The 20,211-nt window shown below is 37.1% G+C and carries 21 protein-coding genes; 4 read left to right on the top strand and 17 right to left on the bottom strand.

The features are described 5' to 3' along the window. The first annotated feature begins 44 nt into the window (after positions 1–44). From A6E04_RS14125 to A6E04_RS14115, 3 genes are all read left to right on the top strand, one after another. Positions 45–2,390: a PilZ domain-containing protein gene (locus tag A6E04_RS14125; RefSeq protein WP_017021084.1), complete on the top strand. Its 2,346-nt coding sequence runs from the start codon at positions 45–47 to the stop codon at positions 2,388–2,390. A gap of 115 nt (positions 2,391–2,505) precedes the next feature. Next, the gene (locus tag A6E04_RS14120) at positions 2,506–3,186 is read left to right on the top strand and encodes a response regulator (RefSeq protein WP_017021083.1); all 681 of its coding nucleotides are present in this window, start codon (positions 2,506–2,508) and stop codon (positions 3,184–3,186) included. A 3-nt stretch (positions 3,187–3,189) separates the two neighbouring features. After that, positions 3,190–4,533 carry an ATP-binding protein gene (locus A6E04_RS14115; RefSeq protein ID WP_065611654.1) on the top strand — a complete coding sequence of 448 codons (1,344 nt, stop codon included), beginning with the start codon at positions 3,190–3,192 and terminating at the stop codon, positions 4,531–4,533. A 164-nt stretch (positions 4,534–4,697) separates the two neighbouring features. On the opposite strand, the gene A6E04_RS14110 is transcribed toward A6E04_RS14115, so the two are convergent. The 15 genes from A6E04_RS14110 to serB all read right to left on the bottom strand — a co-directional run bounded on the left by A6E04_RS14110 (position 4,698) and on the right by serB (position 17,386). Continuing rightward, positions 4,698–5,357: an OmpA family protein gene (locus tag A6E04_RS14110; protein WP_023604124.1), complete on the bottom strand. Its 660-nt coding sequence runs from the start codon at positions 5,355–5,357 to the stop codon at positions 4,698–4,700. A gap of 15 nt (positions 5,358–5,372) precedes the next feature. Continuing rightward, complete coding sequence (locus tag A6E04_RS14105; protein WP_065611653.1) at positions 5,373–6,761, bottom strand: TadE/TadG family type IV pilus assembly protein; 1,389 nt, start codon at positions 6,759–6,761, stop codon at positions 5,373–5,375. 2 nt (positions 6,762–6,763) lie between these two features. Continuing rightward, positions 6,764–7,312 carry a tight adherence pilus pseudopilin TadF gene (gene tadF, locus A6E04_RS14100; RefSeq protein WP_017021079.1) on the bottom strand — a complete coding sequence of 183 codons (549 nt, stop codon included), beginning with the start codon at positions 7,310–7,312 and terminating at the stop codon, positions 6,764–6,766. Then, positions 7,287–7,772: a TadE/TadG family type IV pilus assembly protein gene (locus A6E04_RS14095; protein ID WP_065611652.1), complete on the bottom strand. Its 486-nt coding sequence runs from the start codon at positions 7,770–7,772 to the stop codon at positions 7,287–7,289. Before A6E04_RS14095 ends, tadF begins: the two co-directional genes overlap by 26 nt. A 9-nt stretch (positions 7,773–7,781) precedes the next feature. Beyond that, positions 7,782–8,525, bottom strand: a complete 744-nt coding sequence (locus A6E04_RS14090) for a tetratricopeptide repeat protein (protein ID WP_065611651.1) — start codon at positions 8,523–8,525, stop codon at positions 7,782–7,784. Next, on the bottom strand, positions 8,518–9,390 hold the full coding sequence (locus A6E04_RS14085; protein ID WP_065611650.1) for a type II secretion system F family protein: 873 nt from the start codon (positions 9,388–9,390) through the stop codon (positions 8,518–8,520). Before A6E04_RS14085 ends, A6E04_RS14090 begins: the two co-directional genes overlap by 8 nt. Then, positions 9,390–10,307, bottom strand: coding sequence for a type II secretion system F family protein (locus A6E04_RS14080; protein ID WP_017021075.1), 918 nt, complete (start codon positions 10,305–10,307; stop codon positions 9,390–9,392). The genes A6E04_RS14085 and A6E04_RS14080 overlap by 1 nt, the downstream gene beginning before the upstream one ends. After that, entirely contained in the window at positions 10,307–11,593 is a 1,287-nt protein-coding gene (locus A6E04_RS14075; RefSeq protein WP_017021074.1) for a TadA family conjugal transfer-associated ATPase, read from the bottom strand. Before A6E04_RS14075 ends, A6E04_RS14080 begins: the two co-directional genes overlap by 1 nt. Before the next feature lie 3 nt (positions 11,594–11,596). Beyond that, positions 11,597–12,838, bottom strand: a complete 1,242-nt coding sequence (locus A6E04_RS14070) for a CpaE/TadZ family protein (RefSeq protein WP_065611649.1) — start codon at positions 12,836–12,838, stop codon at positions 11,597–11,599. Between the two features lie 34 nt (positions 12,839–12,872). After that, positions 12,873–13,343, bottom strand: a complete 471-nt coding sequence (locus A6E04_RS14065; protein ID WP_065611648.1) for a hypothetical protein — start codon at positions 13,341–13,343, stop codon at positions 12,873–12,875. Continuing rightward, positions 13,340–14,650, bottom strand: a complete 1,311-nt coding sequence (locus A6E04_RS14060; protein WP_017021071.1) for a type II and III secretion system protein family protein — start codon at positions 14,648–14,650, stop codon at positions 13,340–13,342. The genes A6E04_RS14065 and A6E04_RS14060 overlap by 4 nt, the downstream gene beginning before the upstream one ends. A gap of 4 nt (positions 14,651–14,654) precedes the next feature. After that, positions 14,655–15,467, bottom strand: a complete 813-nt coding sequence (cpaB, locus tag A6E04_RS14055) for a Flp pilus assembly protein CpaB (protein WP_065611647.1) — start codon at positions 15,465–15,467, stop codon at positions 14,655–14,657. Positions 15,468–15,474: 7 nt separating this feature from the next. Continuing rightward, positions 15,475–15,915, bottom strand: coding sequence for an A24 family peptidase (locus A6E04_RS14050; protein WP_083199022.1), 441 nt, complete (start codon positions 15,913–15,915; stop codon positions 15,475–15,477). An 11-nt stretch (positions 15,916–15,926) separates the two neighbouring features. Next, positions 15,927–16,148 (bottom strand): Flp family type IVb pilin, encoded by a 222-nt coding sequence (locus A6E04_RS14045; protein ID WP_017021068.1) that lies wholly within the window; start codon positions 16,146–16,148, stop codon positions 15,927–15,929. A 269-nt stretch (positions 16,149–16,417) separates the two neighbouring features. Further along, entirely contained in the window at positions 16,418–17,386 is a 969-nt protein-coding gene (gene serB / locus A6E04_RS14040; protein ID WP_017021067.1) for a phosphoserine phosphatase, read from the bottom strand. A gap of 130 nt (positions 17,387–17,516) precedes the next feature. Here serB and A6E04_RS14035 point away from each other — a divergent pair, with 130 nt between their 5' ends. Further along, entirely contained in the window at positions 17,517–18,116 is a 600-nt protein-coding gene (locus tag A6E04_RS14035) for a YtjB family periplasmic protein (RefSeq protein WP_012549430.1), read from the top strand. Between the two features lie 86 nt (positions 18,117–18,202). On the opposite strand, the gene deoD is transcribed toward A6E04_RS14035, so the two are convergent. Both deoD and A6E04_RS14025 read right to left on the bottom strand, forming a co-directional pair. Further along, entirely contained in the window at positions 18,203–18,919 is a 717-nt protein-coding gene (gene deoD / locus A6E04_RS14030) for a purine-nucleoside phosphorylase (RefSeq protein WP_017021065.1), read from the bottom strand. Positions 18,920–18,989: 70 nt separating this feature from the next. Next, a complete protein-coding gene (locus A6E04_RS14025) occupies positions 18,990–20,210 on the bottom strand; it encodes a phosphopentomutase (protein WP_012549429.1) in 1,221 nt (406 codons plus the stop codon). Between the last annotated feature and the right edge of the window lies 1 nt (position 20,211).

Genomic DNA, 20,211 nt, shown 5'->3' with positions numbered 1-20,211 from the left:
TGTGCCGATAAACCCATTAGATTCTTATTACTGTACCAGAAATCATGCATCAAGAAGAATATCAAAGCTACGTAGAACAACTCATTCCTGTCTTTGACGCACCAGATTTTGACTCCGTGTGTTCACAAGTCATGTCACATGAACACCCATCAATTCATTTAATCGTCAAAATTGAATTGAAGCGTATTATGACGCCTTGTAAAAAGAGCATCGATTTACGCGGGCGAGTCAAAGGGCAATGCCACCAATACAGCTTAGATGGCTACACACATTTTCTTGATGATGTTGCAATCAATACTTATCACAAAAGTATTGAGCGATACGGCAGCTACACGGAAGGCGTATGGGAAGCACTGACAAATACTCGCAATAACTTTCGCGTGCTCCATAAAAATAAAGACAGTAACCCCTCTTCTTTACAGCAAGAAAACAAAAATATTTTTGATGCTAAATTAATTCGATTTGGTCATTACTTAACACGCAGCGAAAACCGCTTACGCATGTCGACACAAGTCACCGTATTATTACCTAATGGCAATCACATTCATGGTACTAGCAGTGACTTATCCTCTTCTGGTGCCCGAATAAAAGTACCAACGGCTTTTGAATACGGCTTAGGCCAAATCATACAAGTCAGCTTTCCTAATCTAGCTAAAGACACTGGTATAAAAGAACTAAATGGCGATTTTCCTTATCGTATTTTAGGTATTCACGACAGCGAAGAAAATGACAGCTATCGTTGGTTACGCTTAAAAATGGAATCAAACCACGATGTAATTGCTCATGCTATTGACGTCAAATTAAATAAAAACAAACGACGAAATCAGCATGATCAAAGAGATCAGATAGTACGAGTAAGGACTCAAGGTTATGAACATTGCTTTTTAAAGCACACGACAAACATCCCTCTTTTCTTTGCCAAAGAGCAATTAAAATATGCCGTGATCACCGATCATAATGAAGGTTTGTGGAAACATTGGCATGATGAAAAAAATCAGCCAGTAATAAATCATTTGTTTAAACCTGAGCGCATGGAGTTTTTAACAAAACCAGGCTTAAAGGCCAGCAATACGCATTTTTACAGCTTTAAACATGATCATGAAGAAAGAGAACTCTTCTATTCCATGATGTCTTCAGAGGGAACTCAACAAGAAAGACAACTGTTTTGGCATATTGGTGCAAAGCGTAAAAGTTGGAAAGTTATCCGCCTTTCTCTATTTGAATTAGCAAAAGGGGACAAAGAGCGTCTGCTGTCTGTTGCTCCTGAGATGGAAGCCATTTTATCAAGCTTGACCCATATGGGTATTCTTACCGAGATCAGTCTCCCTGAAACTCAAAAAGATTATCTGTTAACGGACAAACCAACTTTAGAACCAAAGACACTAAACGCTTATCGTCATCCGATAGCCCCGATATGTCAGGCTCATGCGTTGTATTATGATTCAGCGCCTCGTCGTTCAGAACCTAGATTCAACTATGAAACGTTAATTACATTATCTCATCCAACACTTGGTGAATTATCTGGAAGAACACAGGATATATCGATAAAAGGGCTGTCTATCACATTAGATAAACCGGCACAATTGACGAAAAAATCCGATGTAAAAATAACGTTTAATGATTTACAAATGATGGACAGAAACACGCCATTAAGTCGTATCACCTATCATGTGTTAAAAGTAGCGTCGAACGGACAACATATCCAATTACAAATTGAAGACAGCTTACAGACTCAAAAAAGCAAACTGTTTTTAGGTCGTTTAATTCAACACAACATTGAACGATTACCAATGGATTATGAACAACTACCATCAATGGATATGTTGAAAATAATGCATCAATTGCTGCTAACTAAATTAACTACGGCTCCATTTTTCATAGAAAAAGACAATCATAGCGTTAAGCCTCGCTGTATGGGGGTTAACTTCCCATTGAACCGAATTAATAAAATTTGGCAACAACTGGGCTCAGAGAACAGCGTAAATTTAGAACCGATTTTCAAATCGCGAGTACAACGATTATTAGCAGAACCATTAAGAACTCCTGCAAATACACGATCACACCACCACGAAATTTATATTGCCGTGGTAATACGCGAAGGGAAAATAAAATCGGTATTTACTCGATTACTTCAAGAGTTTGAATCTTATAACGATCGCTTAACCTTTATCAAAAAGGCAAAAGAACACGGTGAGTTTTTAGCGATACGAGTAACAACAACAGCGGTTAAAAACCCATTATCAAGCACATCTGAAATTGAACTCAGTCAATTAGCACAATCTGCTATCCATTACGCAAGAGCGCTTGAAGATGAATTATCAAGTATTGTCGGCTGTGGTGAAATTACCGATATTACCGATGAAGTACTTATTCGATTAGAGTTAGGGTAAATAAACATTGCATTAAATTTAATAAAACCTATCAATTTATAGGTTTTATTATTTATAAACAAAGTGATAAGTGTTATTAATTAACATCAACACTCGGATAATAAGTCGGTATATTATGCAAATTGCACTTGTCGAAGACAATGAAATCCTAAACCATCATCTATCCACTTATTTGAAGGATCTTGGACACATTGTCTATTCCGATAAAACCGCCTCCTCCTTCTTGCAAACGGTTCAAAAGAAAGAACTCATTGATGTCATGATCATTGACTTAGGGTTACCCGACTTTGATGGAATGACACTCATAAAACAAATTCGTCGTAAAAAAATCCACACCCCAGTATTAATATTAACGGCGAGAGGAAATTGGCAAGATAAGGTGGAAGGATTGGAAGCCGGAGCAGATGACTATCTTGTAAAACCATTTCAATCAGAAGAATTAATAGCAAGACTTCACGCCCTAGTTAGACGCTCAGCAGGCTTTAGCCAATCAACGATTACTGCTGATAATATTTTACTCGATACAAAAGCTAAAACGATTCTTGTTGATAATACGCCAGTAGTATTAACCTCATTCGAATATGACATAGCCGAATATTTAATTAAAAACAGCATTAAAGTTATTTCCAAACAAGAGTTTGTCGATGCTCTCTATCAAGAAGGTGATCAAGCACAATTAAATAATATCGAAGTTATTATTTCACGCTTAAGGAAAAAATTTGCTCTCGTTGGCCACAAAGATCTTATTTCTACGGTTCGAGGTCAAGGTTATCAATTTCAAATAAAAGCGAAATAAAAAATGAAGCGTTTAGTACAAAATCAATTTAGACGACGAATTTTATTTAGCTTTTTAGCGGTGGTTATTGGTTTTCTAGCGCTAAACGGTTATTTAAGATACCAAACTGCGCGTTCAAGCTTAATTACAGAATATACACTTAACATAACAAACAACTTCCCCTCTATTTTTAATGAAATGGTGTCATCAGGCTATATCACCCCCTTAGAAGAAGGGAGAAAAAATAAATATTACAACTCAGACTCCGATGATATAACCATTGTTATTTGTGATATTAACGATAACTTACTTTGGGATAGTATGAAAAAAGGTCCGCCAAGTCATGTTGAAAATATTTGTACTGATTTACCTAAAGATGAAAACAAGCCAATTCTAGTTCAGAAGCAAAGTGGCGCAGCCTTCATTTCTCACTCTCTCACTATACATAATCTTGAAGGGTTACCAATACAGCGTGTCATTTTATTAAGCCGAATGGAAGATAAAATAGACAAGCTCTCTACTCTAAAACTTCAACTTGCTATTGCTTATTCAATTTTAATCCTTATTGCTATTTTTGGGGTCCTCTGGGGTTACAAGCGTTCATTTTATCCTTTAGATAAACTGCATAATGAACTCAAGGCAATAAAAAACAATAATCAAAACCAATTGCTTTATACTTACCCCGCAGAATTAGAGCCTATAGCAAAAACGATAAACAGGTTACTAGAACAACAACAACAACAATCAGATAAATACAAAAAAGCCATGGACGATTTAGCACATAGCCTCAAAACTCGAGTGGCGACTTGTGATGCTTTGTTGTATCAACAGAAACCACCAATTCACGAGATCATGGAACAACTCCATGATATGGATAATGTTATTCAGCACCAATTAAAAAGAGCATTAATGGGGTCGAGAGGTATTAGTAAACACAACACGCTATTAGCCCCGATCGCAGCAAAACTCACTAAAATGTTCAACAAAATACATAAAGATCGTAATATCGAATTTATTCATAACTACTCAGCAGAACAAACATTACCAATTAACTACAACGATTTAATGGAAATATTGGGAAACATTCTTGAAAACAGCTACCGATTTTCAAGCAACTACATTATTTTGTCCGTGGTTGAACGAGGGGAAGGCGTTAATGTTTATATCGAAAATGATGGTGCCACACTCCCTAAAGATAAAATCGAATCCGTATTCTTGCGAGGAGTCAGAGCCGACGAACTTCATCCTGGAACAGGGATAGGTCTTGCCGTTTGTGAAGAGATAATCAATAGCTATAATGGAGACATTTGGTTTATAGAGCAAGAACTTGGTTCTCGACTGGAAATATTTTTACCTCACCAAATATAAAAATGATAACTTATGAACGGAAAACAGATTTATTTCGGCACGACGTTAAAGTAAATAAGTTAAATTCAGGTACTCAATTGGCACTTGCTCTATGCGCCGACATAGAAAAATACTCTCAAGTTTACACAAATAGTGGCGATGATAGATATCATCGCCATATATACTTACTTGTCCATTTCTTTTTTCTCTAAATCCACTCGACGATTATGATATCGCCCTTCTGCATTGCCATTATCATCAACTGCATTCTTCTCACCAAAAGAGTAAGCTTCTACCGTTTCTTGAGATACTCCTTGCTCAATTAAAAAGGCTTTTACGCTTTCAGAACGAGCTAATCCTAAATCAATGTTGTAACTCTCTTTCCCTTTATTATCAGTATGACCATTTAATAAAATGACTTCATCTTGTATTTCTAATTGCTCGGAGACTTGATTTAATATGTATTGAGAGCGTGTGGTTAATGTATATTGGTCAAAATTAAATAATACTCTCGCCAATAATTTTTGATTGAGTTTGTCTTCTTTCATTTCAGCGTAAGTCAGTAAATATTCGCGACACTGAGGGGCTACATCTGTTTTCTTTAATTCATTATTAAATGTTCGTTTTAGCACCTCTGAATTCAAACTGGCAGTAACTTGCATAAATGGGCCTTGGTGAAATAGAATTTGCTTACCTTTTCCTACCATCACTTGCTCTTGAAATTCAATTTCACCGGTACCGCAATAGTAATTTAATGCTTGGTTAAATTCTTTACTACTAATGTTATTCTCTGTTGCAAAAGTATTGACTGAAAATAAAGCCAATAGCACACATAGTTTTTTCATAATTTACTCTCGATGTTATTGAGCTAAATGCCCGACTTCTTCTGAAACCAATGACATGATCAGATTTAATATTTCATCTTTGTTTTTGGCACTAAACGCATTTTCTTCACCAACACAATTCAACAACCCCGTATTATCATGAATATCGTACCCATCACCAAAGCCGATCATCGCAATTCTCACACTAGGATCTTCACCTGTATTTGTCGGTAAACCATGACTATTGCCTGCGGAGAATTCAATTTTATCTGCACTATTGTCATCAGCAGAAACAGGTCCACCCTCGATAGCATTCGTCAAATTTGTACACATCCCTTTGTTTACCAGTTTTTGCGCCTGTCCTAAATAATGACCAAAATCTTCACCATCAGACAAAATAATAACCAGTTGTTTAGGATTAGCCTCTTCACCATCTTTGGTTAAATGATAAGACATAATCTGACTTGCTCGTAAAATCCCTTGTAACGACGCCGTCCCGCCATAAGCTTCAAATGTTTTCACTTGATTATTAAACGCAACAAAATCACTGCTGTAGTTAATGTCATTAAACTCTGCAAGCTCATCCCCATTAGGAATTCGCCCCGCTTCACCTTTGGGTTTAAATTGCTGTTTTATTGTTTTAGTAAAATCGACCACATCATCTTTATCATATTCGCCTTTTTTCTTTATTATTCTTTGGTCCCGAACGATAAACTTCCCTGAGTTCGCTTTGTTTACGGTTCTACGGTTATATCCCGTCATTGCGACACGATGCTTAGGACCTGTCGTCGTGTTGTTATACGCTTGCAATTCATCAGTGACCATTTGCACTACCTCTTTTAAATCACTCAATCGTGAGGGAGGAGAAAAACGACCCGGAATGTTTGGAGACTCTTCAGGCATATCCGATGGGGCATGTCCTTTCCAGTCATAATTCATAGAACCCGAAAAATCGAGAATAAAGGTAATATCCATTGGCTGACTGCTTTGAAATTTACGAGCTTTTGATGATCCAGTGACATCAAAATGGTCACCAAAACCAACCGTTTTATCATTACCTGGGAACCATGATTCATGTTTTGTTCTACCAGAAACTCGATATTCTACAAACGGTCTATCATTATCGTCAGCGGTACATTCAGGTATTTCTGAACACTCTACTTTCTCAACCTTAATTTCAACGAGGCTTTCCATATCTGGCATATAATGGCGAACATAATCTTTTCCCGTTTGAATTGATACAGGATCTTCTTCACCATAGGCAGAAACAGCCAGCACTGCAGCTTCGGCAGCATCTTCTAATCTCGCTTTCGATTGAAGTGCTCTTGCTCCGTCTGATGCCAGAGTAAACACTCCAAACAAAATAGGAATACACATAACAAATAATATGGCGGCGTGACCCGATTGTTGCTTTTTAAGTTTCATAATTATCGACCAATAACAATAGAGTCAGACATCACCGTGGTGTAACTCTTTTCACCCAAGCGTCCAAACCAATTATCGGTTTCATAACAAAGGGCAACTCGATACAAAGGCATTATTCTCCCTCTCACACTCAACACCGTTAATTGCTTTAAATTAGCGATAGACTCTCCAACATGACACGTCTCTGCTCCTCTTTGTTCACTAACGATAGGATTGGGCACATCTATTTCTGAAAAACTAAGCTCCTCAACTAACATCCCATATCGATTAGCCTCAAATGCACCAAAGGTTCTCGACAGTGAGTTTTTAGCAATTGTATTTAAGCTATCCACTTCTTTTTTTGTTAGTTGGTAATCCATTCCATATAATTCAGTGCGCTCTTTTAAAACATTAACTAAAGAATAAGAAAGGCGATCTAACTTTCCTTTAACTGATAATTTAATAATGACATCGCCACTAAACACCAAAAGTAGGCTAAAAAAAACACCAACAATGGCAAATTCAATACTAAAGATACCGCGCTGTTTAGACTTCAAATTTCGAACGTTCATATTCTTGTACCACTATCATTTCACGACTTAAATTGGCTGAACGACTGAAAGCATAAGAAAATATAGGATGGAAATTATAATCAATCCTATAAATAGCTAATGCGTTGTTAACCTCTTCTCCACACTCTCTTATCCGTTTACCTTCAGGGATTTGGCATCCTTTTTTGACAGCTTCAAGCGCTTCAATAGAAGGAAGATAATGAATAGATATTTTAAAATTATCGGCAGAGACGGCTATATTCCAAATACTATTTTCACGATGTAAGACATCATCGACAATATTCAAATATTGACCATTACCTTTTTTAGCACTTCTTGAAATTTCAGAGATTGCAAGGTCATTAACTGCTGATATATAAGACATATAGCTCATTTCAACCCACGCCATACACATAAACCAAAACGCCATAAACCCGATAACAAACTCAATAGACGCCGAGCCCTTTTGTTTTATTCTCATGCTATTAGCCTATACACTTGTCTTGGGTTCACGAGTTAATGCATTAAAACTCTGTAAGGATTGATAAATGCGTTCAATCTCTTTTTTTGTATGTTTATCAGATAAAACGGCTTCGATAAATTCAATATTCTGTTCTTTTGCCATGCTTAATATTAAGTTAGCCATGACCTGTTTGTTTGCTTGGCCACTTCGATAAACGGGCAACAAACGTTGTGCCGCTTGCTTATAATTCCCCTCAGCAATATCTAATACGGCTAAATTATTCGCGATAGTATTACTGTCATAGAAGTGCAATTGGGCTTTTTCAAAATATCGACGAGATTTCCCATATTGATATTCATGTCCATATAAAATACCTAATAAGTTTTCAGCCTCTGCATTGTCTGGATTATCATCCAAAGACAACAACCCCGCACTTATCGCTTGAGGGTATTTACCTAAATCTCCCAGCGCTGAAGCTTGAAGAAAATAAGTTAGGTAACAGGCCCCACTCTCTATGTTAGGCGTTAAATAAAACAGAGCACTGCTTGGATCTTCTAATTTAATTAATACAGCAGCTAACGCTTCTCGAGTCTCTTCTGAATCGTCTTTTTTTAATTCCGCTTTATATAAATCTGAGAGAGCAACGTAATTATTCGTCTGCTCATAAATATCTATCTTCGATTTTGTCAGTGAACCTTCACTGTATTGGCGGGAACTGCACGCAGACAACAATAAAATAACCGCAGTCATTAGCATTATTTTTTTAAGCATTTAGCATCAACCTCATTACACCAGGTGCAGCAATTAAAATAACAATAGGGATCATGATAAACACGATCAATGGTACTGACATTTTTGCAGCCAACTTCCCTATTCGCTCTTCCAATCCCAGCATTTGTACCTCTCTAATATCAGAAGCCAATGTGGTTAATACACTATAAATCGATGAGCCATAATGCATGCTTTGCGTTAATGTCATCACAAAGCTACGCATTTCATTGGACGGTATTTCGATGTACATTTCATCAAGCGCTTTCTCTAAACCAACCATACGAGAGCGTTCATTCATTTTGGTTAATACTTGAGTTAAATCCTTATCAAAGCCGCTCATTTCTTTTGCTAAATAGCTTAATGACGCCTCAATCGTCATCCCTGTCTGTACGCATACCGCCATTAAATCCAACAGATAAGGCATTTGGGTTGAGATTCGATGCACTCGAGCTTTAATCTTTGATTGCAAGTACATATCAGGAACAATAATGACCAACATCCCCCATACTGCCGCACCAACAATCCAAGTTGTACCTGACAATAATGAAGTGTAATAGGCGATACTTAATATCAACTCACCCGAAGCTAATACACTGTATTTAATTGGCATAATAAGATGAACATAATCGGTATTTGAAAAACCGGCTTGGCGTAATTTTCGTCTAATTTCTTCTTGGTTAGGGTTCAACTCTGACGCTTTGTTTCTAAGCCAGTAACTAAAGTCATTTTTATCCGTTTTTTCATTACGGTTAATTAAGATCTCTAGTTGCTTTGTTCGCAATATTTTTATAATTACCAAATAAAAAATAAGCATGAAACCAAATGACACTAGCGTAATGAATAAAAAACGATTCAATTCAGTCATTATTTTGTTCCTTTAAGTAAGGCCCAAATAATGAGCATGCCTATCGATTCACTAATGATCACGTAATATAGAATCGGCTTTCCTTCCGCATGAAACATGACAAACTCATAATTTTCAGGGCTTAGATACTGAAGAATAAACAAAAAGAAAAAAGGCGTAGCACATACGATCTTTGCTGAGATCCGAGCTTCAGAAGTCAGCGCGTATTTTTTTCTTTCAACTGAACGAGCATCAAACATCAACCTATTTAATCGTGAGACTACGTCTTTTAACTGCCCACCACGATTCATGTTTGCTCGTAATGTAATAACAAAAAATTGAAACGCTGGATAAGGAAAGCGAATGCAAGATTTTCGAAACACATCATCAGGTGTTTCTCCTAACTGTAAACGCTCACCCATTACTTTAAATTCATTTCCCACTTCACCTTCTAGCGTTTTTCCCACAAAAGCGATGGAGTGAGTAATACTTTCTCCCGCAGATACGGCACTTGCTAACATGTTCAATGCGTCAGGAAAGCTCTCATTAAACTGTTTTTTCTCTCGCTCTTGAAGCCAAAAATACCCCCAAATCAACCCTACTAGAATAGAAATAAAAACAACCGTAACCGCCGAGGAATGTAACATTGACCGATTAATCAGATAGCCACTTATCGCAAAAACACCAATAAAAAAACTTAACTTAAGCCGAGCGCCTTGGCCTAGTTGACGAGCGATATTACGCCATACTTGTTCTATTTTTTGTTGGGTAGTACGCTCAGTCAATGAAGCAAGGTTAATTGCTTGATCTGTGCTATTTAAATTATCAACAAATTGGGTCGTATTCAGTTTTTCTAAGTACTGGCTTTTTTTTACAGGCTTATCACTCAAAGCAAACATCAACAAAATTAAACCTATGCCAATGACTATCCAAGACATCACTCTACCTCTGAATAAGGAGTTCTAAATGCTGACTGTATTTTGTCTTCCATCCCAAAAAACCGCGCCTTTTCCATTAGCACTGAGCGTTGCATTAACCCCGAGGTAAAAAAATTACCTTTCACTTTTCCATCTTCGCTTTGTGTTCGATTTGGTTTAAACGCAAAAATCTCTTCAAGAACAACGTTATTTCCCTCTAAACCCACAACTTCAGAAATACTCATAACTTTACGAGTCCCATCATGTAAACGACTAATTTGCACAACTAAATCCACTGCACTAACAATCGTTCGTCTGACTGCTTCTAAAGGTAAATTATTGGTTGCCATCATAACCATAGCTTCAACTCGAGCTAACGCATCTCTTGGAGAGTTAGCATGTAATGTGGACATTGAACCATCATGTCCAGTATTCATGGCTTGAAGCATCTCAAAGGCTTCTCCACCGCGACACTCACCAACAATAATTCGATCTGGACGCATACGTAACGAATTAATCACAAGATCACGCTGCGAAACCATGCCAGTCCCTTCAATGCCTGATGTTCTCGTCTCTAATCGAACCACGTGGGGCTTTTGTAATCTTAACTCTGCCGCATCTTCAATAGTGACAATGCGTTCTCCATCTGAAATAAACTGAGAGAGCGCATTTAACATAGTCGTTTTACCAGAACCCGTCCCACCAGAGATCAATATATTTAAACGACAGCGAGAAGCGACCATCAACAATTGAGCCATTTCTTTACTCATTGCGCCAAATTCAACTAAGTCAGAAAAAACAATACTCTGCTTCTTGAACTTACGAATTGAAATCGTGGTGCCATCAATTGCTATTGGCGGAATAACAATATTAACTCGACTTCCATCCGCTAAACGAGCATCACAGGTTGGTGTCGATTCATCAACTCTACGCCCAACACGACTTGCAATTCGTTTTGCTATATCAATAAGTTGTTGTTCATTAATAAAATTAACTTTTACTTTTTCCACTAATCCATCACGTTCAATAAACACATTTTCATGCCCATTAATCATGATGTCGGTAATGCTTTCATCATCCATTAAATTCTGTAATGGGCCTAAACCAACCAGTTCATTTACCAAGCTTTCAACAAATTCATTTTTCATGATAAGAGAGACAGGCAATTGCTCTCTATCTATCAATAATTCAACGGCATTAAGCAGTTGTTGTGTTAATTCTTGCTTAGTTAATTTATTGAGTGCTTCCGGTTCTAATGCATTAAATATTTGTGTTCTTAGCTGGATATATAACGTTTTATTATTCATTCGTTATTCCCTTTTAACCTTAAAGAACCGGAAGATAGACCGTTTCTGTTGTTTCTGCTCTTCCCCTAGGATTAAAGAAACAAGATTCATTAGAGGTAACCCCATTGGAGACTTAGTTTTTATAATTTGTCCGCCTTCAAGAATGTGCTGTGGTGCTTTATCATCGTAAGGAATGATTATCGTTGGTCTTTGTCCACTGTATTTTTCTATTTCATCCAGAGATACAGAACCACTATTAACAGGTCTTGACGCATTTAAAACAGAAATGACACGGGTTTCATTATCTAGATTATTCTTTTTAACTAATTGATTGAAACGGTTGTAATCACGCAACGCCGAAACTGTGGCATCAAAAACAAAAACCAGAACATCAACTCGCTGTAATAATCGATCAATGTCATCTTTATTACGAATAAGCTGAGCATGATCTTCAATCATCACACTTGAGTTATTCAATACTTGATCTTGTACCGCTAAGGTATATTCTTTTAATTCTTGAGCATTTAATTCTTCAGAATCAATCGCTAACATAGAGAGCATTGGCGTAATTTTTCGAATAAGACCAAGAGCGTAAGTACCATCAATATTGGTTAATAACGTGCCTTTCTGTACGATTCTTTTTTGGTATTGTTTCAACCCCATAAAAATATCAAGATTTCCACCATGATAATGGTGATCGACAAGTAAGGTTGAAACTCCTTTATCAAAAGATAATGAACGAGATATTTCACTGCAAATAAGGGAAGTACCAACGCCACCTTTTACGCCTAATATTGCAACACGCTTTGCTTTTCTATTCGCCATTAACCCTTTATTTTGGTCATGGTTATCAAACACATTTAGCATAAAATCACAGCATTCTTGTTTGCTTACCGGCCAGAAAAGGTAATAGAACCCCATGTCTTTTAATAAACGAATGGTTGAAATTGCATCTTCAGAACCTATCACGACAACAGACACATGACTCGGTAATAAATGCACAATACGCTGCGCATCTTGAACAACATCTTTACTTGCATTTAATTCAATGAACACCACATCTGGTGAATTTAACAAATCAATTTGACGTAATTCTTCATCTCGATTTTTTACGCTTTTAGGCTCATCTCTGCCATCAAATCGAAACGATTCATTGATCAATGAACGACACTCTTCAGTTTGATAAAACAATATCGTTTCAAGCTTGTTACTTAGCTTATGTTCATTATTTTTATTTGTACTTAACCGTTCTACTAAATCAAACATAACCGCTCCAATAAATTTAACTTACGCTATTTCTTTACATTGCATTTTCAGGATTAACCATCGAATGCCAGCGGTTATTTTCTGTATAGCAACCAATCTTAGTTGAACCGTAATAGTCTATTTGCTCATAATCACAAATTTCATACTCAATACGTTGGGTAGCAAATGCGATCGTCACAGAAAAATGAGATTCTCCCTTTCTCTCTACGGTTTTGATTTGATTCAAGGTATAACCGAATTTATTTAAAAACTGCTGATATTTACCTTCTTGAATTGGTATCTCATTGGATGCTATCAATAATTCCCAATGACCATTTTTATTTTTAATGTCATATTTTTGAATGAAAACGCTTATTTGTTCTTTAATAATGTCGTTATCACTGCTGTTAATTGAAAGCGAATAGACCACAGGGATGACATTAATACGAGTCCCTTGTTTTTCATTAATATGATCAGCACACCCTGATAAAAAAAGAAGGACTGCAATTACGTATAATCTGCTCATTTTCTAAACCCGCCTGCATTGAGTACTTCACTTGCCCATTTATCTTCCGCTCTTTTATAATCACTTCCCATCCCTAGAAAACGTCGTAAAGTACTGGTTTTTTGCATTGTCGGTAATTGGATTTGATTTGCTTTAACTGGTTGAACAAGATTTACAGTTGCAACAATAATAAGCTCTGTTCTATTGCGTTCGGTGCCCGTGTGACGAAATAAAGCCCCTAGAATAGGAATGTCGCCAATAAATGGAATACGTGTAAGCGATTCTTTTTCTTCACTGTTTAGCAACCCACCTAAAACAAAACTTTGTCCATCCCCTAACTCGACGGTCGTTCTTGCACTTCGGGTTTTAAGTGATGGTAAATTGTAAGTATCGTTTGCATATTGAGTATCAAGAGAACTCACACTTGGTGCTAAAGCCAATTTGATTTTGTCATCACGCTCAACTTTCGCGGTCAAATCCAGCTTTACACCAAACTCTTTATATTGAACGTTCGTCGCCCCATCAATGACGGTAACGACTGGTAATTCACCACCGACAAGAAAGCTGGCATCTTCACCTGAAATCACTGATAGATTAGGTTCCGCCAGAATTTGTCCTACAGAATCGGTTCCTACTGCCGTAATAACAGAAACGATGTCACTCGCGCTAAAGTGAACTAATTGATCAACAAAGATCCCTGCTTGCCCATTACTGCCGACTTTAATCCCAAAATCTTGCATAAAAGAATGCGAAACTTCAGCGATGGTTAATTTTACGTTTACTTGCTTCGTTCTAGCGACTTCAATTTGATTAACTACACCTTCAAAATTGAGTTTATCCATGTAGGTTAAGTCTGTTCTATCATCTTGAGCATTACTCTCTGAATTATCTTCAAACAGTAATGTTCCAACCATTTCATAAATTTGATCTCGGTCTTCTTCATTCAAAACCACACCACTAACAACCGCATTAGTACCAATAGCATAAATATCAACATCAGAAGTGGGAAATCTCAATTTAACTTGCTGCTCAATACCTGAATAATTACGACTGACTATGATTTTTTTATTTACTAATTCACGACCTTGAACATCGAAAGCAATAAATACGGTATCCCCGACGTCTCTACCAAATAAAACCACTTTATATTTATCTATAATTTTATAATCGGCGATTTTAGGATCAGAAATAAATACCGATGTAATTTCGGTCATGGTCGTAATACTTTTAGCGTCACCTACCGATAGGTTTTCAGTGTCTTTTGCGAATAAAGAGGTAGATAACGTTCCAAATAGGAACATTAATAAAATAAGAATTCGACGTTGCATGTTATTAACCTCTAAACTCTTGAATGGAATTGTTTGGTTTTATTTTTTTAGATTCAGGCATATTAATAACATCGCTAGAATCTGCATGAAGCTCATGAGCAAACTCTGCACCAATCGATTTGTGAACTTCTAATTCAGCGATGCGTTGTGCTATTACTAATTTAGCCAATTCACGGTTGGTCACTTCCAGCACTAACATCGTTACTATTTTCGTTGACTTACTGTTTAATCTAATCGACTTTTCTTTTTGAATAATATCAAGAACCATTATTTGAGTTAATAATGGTGCCATTTTTAAATTCTTCACATTTGAAATGGTGTCATTATTTGAAAGGTTTTGTTCTGATGATGATATTGAGGCAATATCAACGACATCTCCTATTGATATTGCACCACCAAGAATCGAATCATTATCAACACTTAAATTAAAAGGAACCTTACCATCGCGGATAACTAGGTTTAAATACCCTTCTTGCCCCGGAGTCAGCACCATATCCTCGGTAACAATATCGCCCTGTACGATATCTTGTTTAATGACTAATTTCTTATTAAAATTAAATTTAGTATCACGGATAATGCCAAAGCGATCTGCTTGAGTTTGGCTTATTCTCTGAATTTTAATATCGACTCTTTTTAATTGTGACCCAAAATTAATGTCTTTCTTTGCTACCCAGACGACAATTGTTGTCTCGGGAAGTGCGTCTAATTCGGTAATCACTTCAGGTGTAGAAAGAGCTACGTCTGATGTCTGTGACATACCATATAACCCAATCGATATAGCAACAACTGCTAAAACCAATATTATTTTTGATTTCATTTTTCACCTACATTGACGCAAGAATACCGAATAGACTACCTATAGAGATAGCAACACCATAAGGAATACCTCTATCTATCCAATTTTTATTATTAGTTAACTTATACATACTATATTGGCAATAAGCTTGCAGCCCACCAATACATAAAATAATACAAGTTACTAATAATAAATATTTTTGATCTATCATTAATGAGGTGGCAGTAAATAATTTAATATCCCCACCCGCTATAATATTAAATCGAAATAAAATAAAACCAATTGATAGAATAATTAAAGGTGAGATCAAATAACTAATATCACCTTTAATATAAATAGAAAATAAACCAACTATAGTAATAGAGATAATTATATTGTTAGATATTTCTCGATTCTTAATGTCATGAAAAATAATATAAAAATTAGTCATTAACATTAAACCAACCATTAATAACTTAATATTAATCATGATTAATATAATTACCCTTGAGGAGGCGTTGCAGTTCCTGCTGATGTAATATTATCAGAAATAGTTTCCATCGCACCAAATAGGGCATCAGATAACGTTCCGTTAAATACCGCTAATACGATTGCTGACATGCAAACACCAATGATTGCATATTCAATTGCAGTAACGCCACGTTCATCATTTTTAAAAGATTGAAGAGCTAGTTGAGTTTTTACAAATAAGTTAGTTAACATAATAAGCCTTTAGTTGATTAATATCTGTTCACTGCGAACAAGGTGTATACTATTCACTCAACCAATAAGCGTCAATTTAATGACTATTGCTATGACATTCCTCTGACACAAATGTAAGTTTCATTCAGGCTCCATTCAGAAAGTGACAGTGATCACTATTTTAAATGCTAATCGGTGTATAAATCGATAAATACACACCTATCAATTAGAGCGAATACAAAAAATGGACTCAAATCGGAGTCCATTTTTATTATTCCACTATATTAAACTTACCAACTCAGCTTATTATTCATTAGTAGCGAAGCTGAAAGGATACAAGCAACGCCACCTAAATCTGCGTATCGAACCGCTGCCTGTGCTTGCTCTTGTACTTTAGGTTTTGCATGATAAGCAATGCCCAGACCTGCTGCTGACATCATGACTAAGTCATTAGCTCCATCACCAACCGCAACAGTATTACTCATTTCAATGTCGTACTTATCTGCCAGTTCAATAAGAATATCGGCTTTGGTTTCTGCGCTAACAATATCACCTAAAACCTTACCCGTTAATTTACCGTCAATGATTTCTAACTGGTTTGATTGAGCGTGAACTAAATTCAACTCTTCTTTAAGGTAATCTGAAAAGTAAGTAAATCCACCAGATGCTATAGCGACTTTCCAACCATAGTTCTGCATTGTCATTACCAATTCTCTCATCTCAGGCATAAAAGGAAGGGTTTCTTTGACTTGAGCCAGAATCGATTCACTTGCTCCTTCAAGAGTACTCACTCGTTGAATTAAGCTTTCTTTAAAATCAAGTTCACCTAGCATCGCTCGCTCTGTCACTTCAGATACTTGCTCACCAACCCCTGCCAATTTCGCTATTTCATCAATGCATTCAATTTCAATGGCTGTTGAATCCATATCAAAAAGGATAATTCCCGGGTTAGATAAATCTGGGATGTCTTTTATTTCAGCGTAATCTAAACCAAGTTCATCAACGATGATTTTGTGTTCTGGTGTCATTTCACCAGCGATAGCAGCGACTTCATAGTCACCCACTTTCCATGTTCGAATGACCTTTGTTGTCATTCCAACAAAAAAATCGATGTCTTTAGTGTGAAGGGGAGAAAGGTGTGAACCGTAAATGATCCAGCCCACTGACTTAACCTCTAATTGAGAGGCCGTTACCGAGGTTGAAAAACGGTTTACCAGTGTTGTGTGTTTCTTTATTGCAAATGGGGTTATCGCGTCCATGATTTGTATCCTTACTAATCCTCTATCAAAAATACCGATTGAAATTAGATAGAGCAAGTCTGAAGCGACATAAACTGCTATTTTTGTATAAATTGCGTATAATTCTCGACTATTATTTTATTTGGTGCGGATGATGCTTTCTCAAAATCTCATAATTAAAAGCCTGATGCTGCTCTCTCTGATCGCATTCAGTTACTTTATTTTAATTAATAGTACGGTGATCAGTGATAATAATCAGATCATTCAAAATAAGCAGTTACAAGATCTTAGTCGAACCATGACAAGACAAGCAGCATTGTTTGCTGTCGATAGCATCAAAAAAGACGATCACGAAGCCTTGCTGCAACTAACGAATAATCTGGCAAAAGAAAACCTTGTGTTTGATGCTACGATTTACGACGCGGAAGGTGGTGTACTAAGTAAAAGCAGCAATGCGTTAACCGCATCACAAATTACGGGCATTAATACACCATTATCGATTGATGGCATCGGTCGACAACAATTAATCGAACCAATAGTAAAAGACGATCGGGTATTGGGTTTTTTACGTATAACCTTTGAAAAGTCAACGTTGACTGGTTTTGCGAACCACCACTACCGTAAAAGTGACCGATTGATGTTTGGTATGCTTATTATAAGTCTTGTTTCAGGTATGTTTATTATGGCAATACTTAAAAAACGTGAAGATTCTAGCAAGCCTGTTACTACACTTTTTGGCGGTAAGTCTTAATACGTTCTGTTTATTTCACAGATAAATAATAAAAAGGCGATGTTAATAAATAACACCGCCTTTTTTTCACTACAAATAATGTGACATTATTTGTCGCCAAGCAATACTGAATCTAACGCAATCAGCATCATTTCATCAAATGTTGTCGCTCGTTCATCAGATGTCGTTTGCTCACCGGTTTTGATGTGATCAGACACAGTACAGATAGCTAATGCTTTTGCACCGTATTCTGCAGCAACACCGTACATACCAGCCGCTTCCATCTCTACGCCTACGATGCCGTATTTATCCATTAGGTCAAACATGCTTGGATCTGGCGTATAGAATAGCTCAGCAGAGAAAAGATTGCCGACTTTGACCTTAATACCACGTGCCTGTGCTGCAAGCTCAGCATTACGTACCATTTCGTAATCAGCAATTGCTGCAAAGTCGTGATCTTTAAAACGAATACGGTTCACTTTAGAATCCGTACATGCGCCCATACCAATTACAACATCACGAACTTTAATGTCTTCGTTTACTGCACCACAACTGCCTACACGAATCACTTTTTTAACGCCAAAATCTTTAACAAGCTCAGTCATATAAATTGAACATGATGGGATCCCCATGCCATGCCCCATCACTGAGATTTTACGACCTTTATAGGTTCCAGTGTAGCCAAACATATTTCGAACATCGCACACTTGAACAACATCGTCTAAGAATGTTTCTGCAATGTATTTTGCTCGGATTGGGTCTCCAGGCATTAAAACAACGTCTGCAAAGTCACCCATTTCAGCATTAATATGTGGAGTTGCCATAATTTTCACCCTTTCTTTTTAAACTTAAACTAGAAAAAAGCAGTAGAGAGGGCTCTACTGCTTATTATTTTTATAGGAATGATTTTCCATATTCCATATCAGAGATTTCAAAATACTCTGCTAAGGTCTGCCCTATATCGGCAAAGGTATCACGAAGCCCCAATGAACCCGCAGGTACTTTGTGTCCATAAACAAGAACGGGAATATGTTCACGAGTATGATCGGTACCAGGCCATGTAGGATCACAACCATGATCAGCCGTTAGGATTAGAATATCGTCTTCTTGTAGCATTTCCATGATCTCTGGAAGTCTTCCATCAAAATACTCTAGTGCCGCCGCATAACCTGCAACGTCACGACGGTGACCATACGCTGAATCAAAATCCACAAAGTTAGTAAATACGATGGTGTTATCACTCGCCGCCGTAATTGCCTCTTTGGTTGCATCAAACAATGCTGGAATGCCTGTTGCTTTGGTTTTTTGTGTAATACCACAACCAGCATAAATATCAGAGATTTTACCAATAGAATGTACGTGACCGTTTTTCTCTTCTACCAGTTTTTGTAATACGGTAATTGCTGGCGGTTCCAGAGAAAGATCGCGGCGGTTACCCGTACGTTCAAATTGACCTTTACCTGCACCAATAAATGGACGTGCTATCACTCGGCCAATATTATAATCTTCAAGTTCTTCACGTGCGATTTGGCAAAGTGTTAATAAATTATCTAAGCCAAACGTTTCTTCATGACACGCAATTTGGAATACCGAATCAGCAGAGGTGTAGAAGATCGGCATGCCTGTCTTCATGTGTTCTTCACCTAAATCATCTAGTACTTGTGTGCCTGATGCATGGCAATTACCTAGGTAACCAGAAAGGTTGGCACGAGCAAGAATTCGGTCGGTTAGCTCTTTAGGGAAACTATTTTCTTTATCGCTAAAGTAACCCCAATCAAATAAGACAGGTACGCCTGCAATTTCCCAGTGACCAGAAGGTGTATCTTTACCTGAAGACAATTCAGCGGCATGACCATAGGCACCAATAATCTCAGCATCAGCGTCTAAACCTGCGGCTAATTTGCCCGTAGACTCTTTACCTGCCATTGCTAAACCCAGCTTTGATAGATTTGGAAGCGTTAATGGCCCTTTACGGTTTCCATTATCGGCAAGTCCTTTGTCACACTGTTCTGCAATGTGACCCATTGTATCTGAACCCACATCACCAAATTTTTCAGCATCACCTGCTGCACCAATACCAAATGAATCAAGAACTAAAATAATTGCACGTTTCATG

The organism is Aliivibrio logei (assembly GCF_001691055.1).
Classification (GTDB): Bacteria; Pseudomonadota; Gammaproteobacteria; order Enterobacterales; family Vibrionaceae; genus Aliivibrio; species Aliivibrio salmonicida.
Note: the sequence above shows the minus strand (reverse complement) of the source record. Positions and strands in the feature narration are given on the sequence as shown.

What these genes read in the sequence shown, in the direction of transcription:
- A6E04_RS14125 (WP_017021084.1), top strand. Translation starts at nt 45, where the DNA reads ATGCATCAAGAAGAATATCAAAGCTACGTAGAACAACTCATTCCTGTC.
- A6E04_RS14120 (WP_017021083.1), top strand. Translation starts at nt 2,506, where the DNA reads ATGCAAATTGCACTTGTCGAAGACAATGAAATCCTAAACCATCATCTA.
- A6E04_RS14115 (WP_065611654.1), top strand. Translation starts at nt 3,190, where the DNA reads ATGAAGCGTTTAGTACAAAATCAATTTAGACGACGAATTTTATTTAGC.
- A6E04_RS14110 (WP_023604124.1), bottom strand. Translation starts at nt 5,357, where the DNA reads ATGAAAAAACTATGTGTGCTATTGGCTTTATTTTCAGTCAATACTTTT.
- A6E04_RS14105 (WP_065611653.1), bottom strand. Translation starts at nt 6,761, where the DNA reads ATGAAACTTAAAAAGCAACAATCGGGTCACGCCGCCATATTATTTGTT.
- tadF (WP_017021079.1), bottom strand. Translation starts at nt 7,312, where the DNA reads ATGAACGTTCGAAATTTGAAGTCTAAACAGCGCGGTATCTTTAGTATT.
- A6E04_RS14095 (WP_065611652.1), bottom strand. Translation starts at nt 7,772, where the DNA reads ATGAGAATAAAACAAAAGGGCTCGGCGTCTATTGAGTTTGTTATCGGG.
- A6E04_RS14090 (WP_065611651.1), bottom strand. Translation starts at nt 8,525, where the DNA reads ATGCTTAAAAAAATAATGCTAATGACTGCGGTTATTTTATTGTTGTCT.
- A6E04_RS14085 (WP_065611650.1), bottom strand. Translation starts at nt 9,390, where the DNA reads ATGACTGAATTGAATCGTTTTTTATTCATTACGCTAGTGTCATTTGGT.
- A6E04_RS14080 (WP_017021075.1), bottom strand. Translation starts at nt 10,307, where the DNA reads ATGTCTTGGATAGTCATTGGCATAGGTTTAATTTTGTTGATGTTTGCT.
- A6E04_RS14075 (WP_017021074.1), bottom strand. Translation starts at nt 11,593, where the DNA reads ATGAATAATAAAACGTTATATATCCAGCTAAGAACACAAATATTTAAT.
- A6E04_RS14070 (WP_065611649.1), bottom strand. Translation starts at nt 12,838, where the DNA reads ATGTTTGATTTAGTAGAACGGTTAAGTACAAATAAAAATAATGAACAT.
- A6E04_RS14065 (WP_065611648.1), bottom strand. Translation starts at nt 13,343, where the DNA reads ATGAGCAGATTATACGTAATTGCAGTCCTTCTTTTTTTATCAGGGTGT.
- A6E04_RS14060 (WP_017021071.1), bottom strand. Translation starts at nt 14,650, where the DNA reads ATGCAACGTCGAATTCTTATTTTATTAATGTTCCTATTTGGAACGTTA.
- cpaB (WP_065611647.1), bottom strand. Translation starts at nt 15,467, where the DNA reads ATGAAATCAAAAATAATATTGGTTTTAGCAGTTGTTGCTATATCGATT.
- A6E04_RS14050 (WP_083199022.1), bottom strand. Translation starts at nt 15,915, where the DNA reads ATGATTAATATTAAGTTATTAATGGTTGGTTTAATGTTAATGACTAAT.
- A6E04_RS14045 (WP_017021068.1), bottom strand. Translation starts at nt 16,148, where the DNA reads ATGTTAACTAACTTATTTGTAAAAACTCAACTAGCTCTTCAATCTTTT.
- serB (WP_017021067.1), bottom strand. Translation starts at nt 17,386, where the DNA reads ATGGACGCGATAACCCCATTTGCAATAAAGAAACACACAACACTGGTA.
- A6E04_RS14035 (WP_012549430.1), top strand. Translation starts at nt 17,517, where the DNA reads ATGATGCTTTCTCAAAATCTCATAATTAAAAGCCTGATGCTGCTCTCT.
- deoD (WP_017021065.1), bottom strand. Translation starts at nt 18,919, where the DNA reads ATGGCAACTCCACATATTAATGCTGAAATGGGTGACTTTGCAGACGTT.
- A6E04_RS14025 (WP_012549429.1), bottom strand. Translation starts at nt 20,210, where the DNA reads ATGAAACGTGCAATTATTTTAGTTCTTGATTCATTTGGTATTGGTGCA.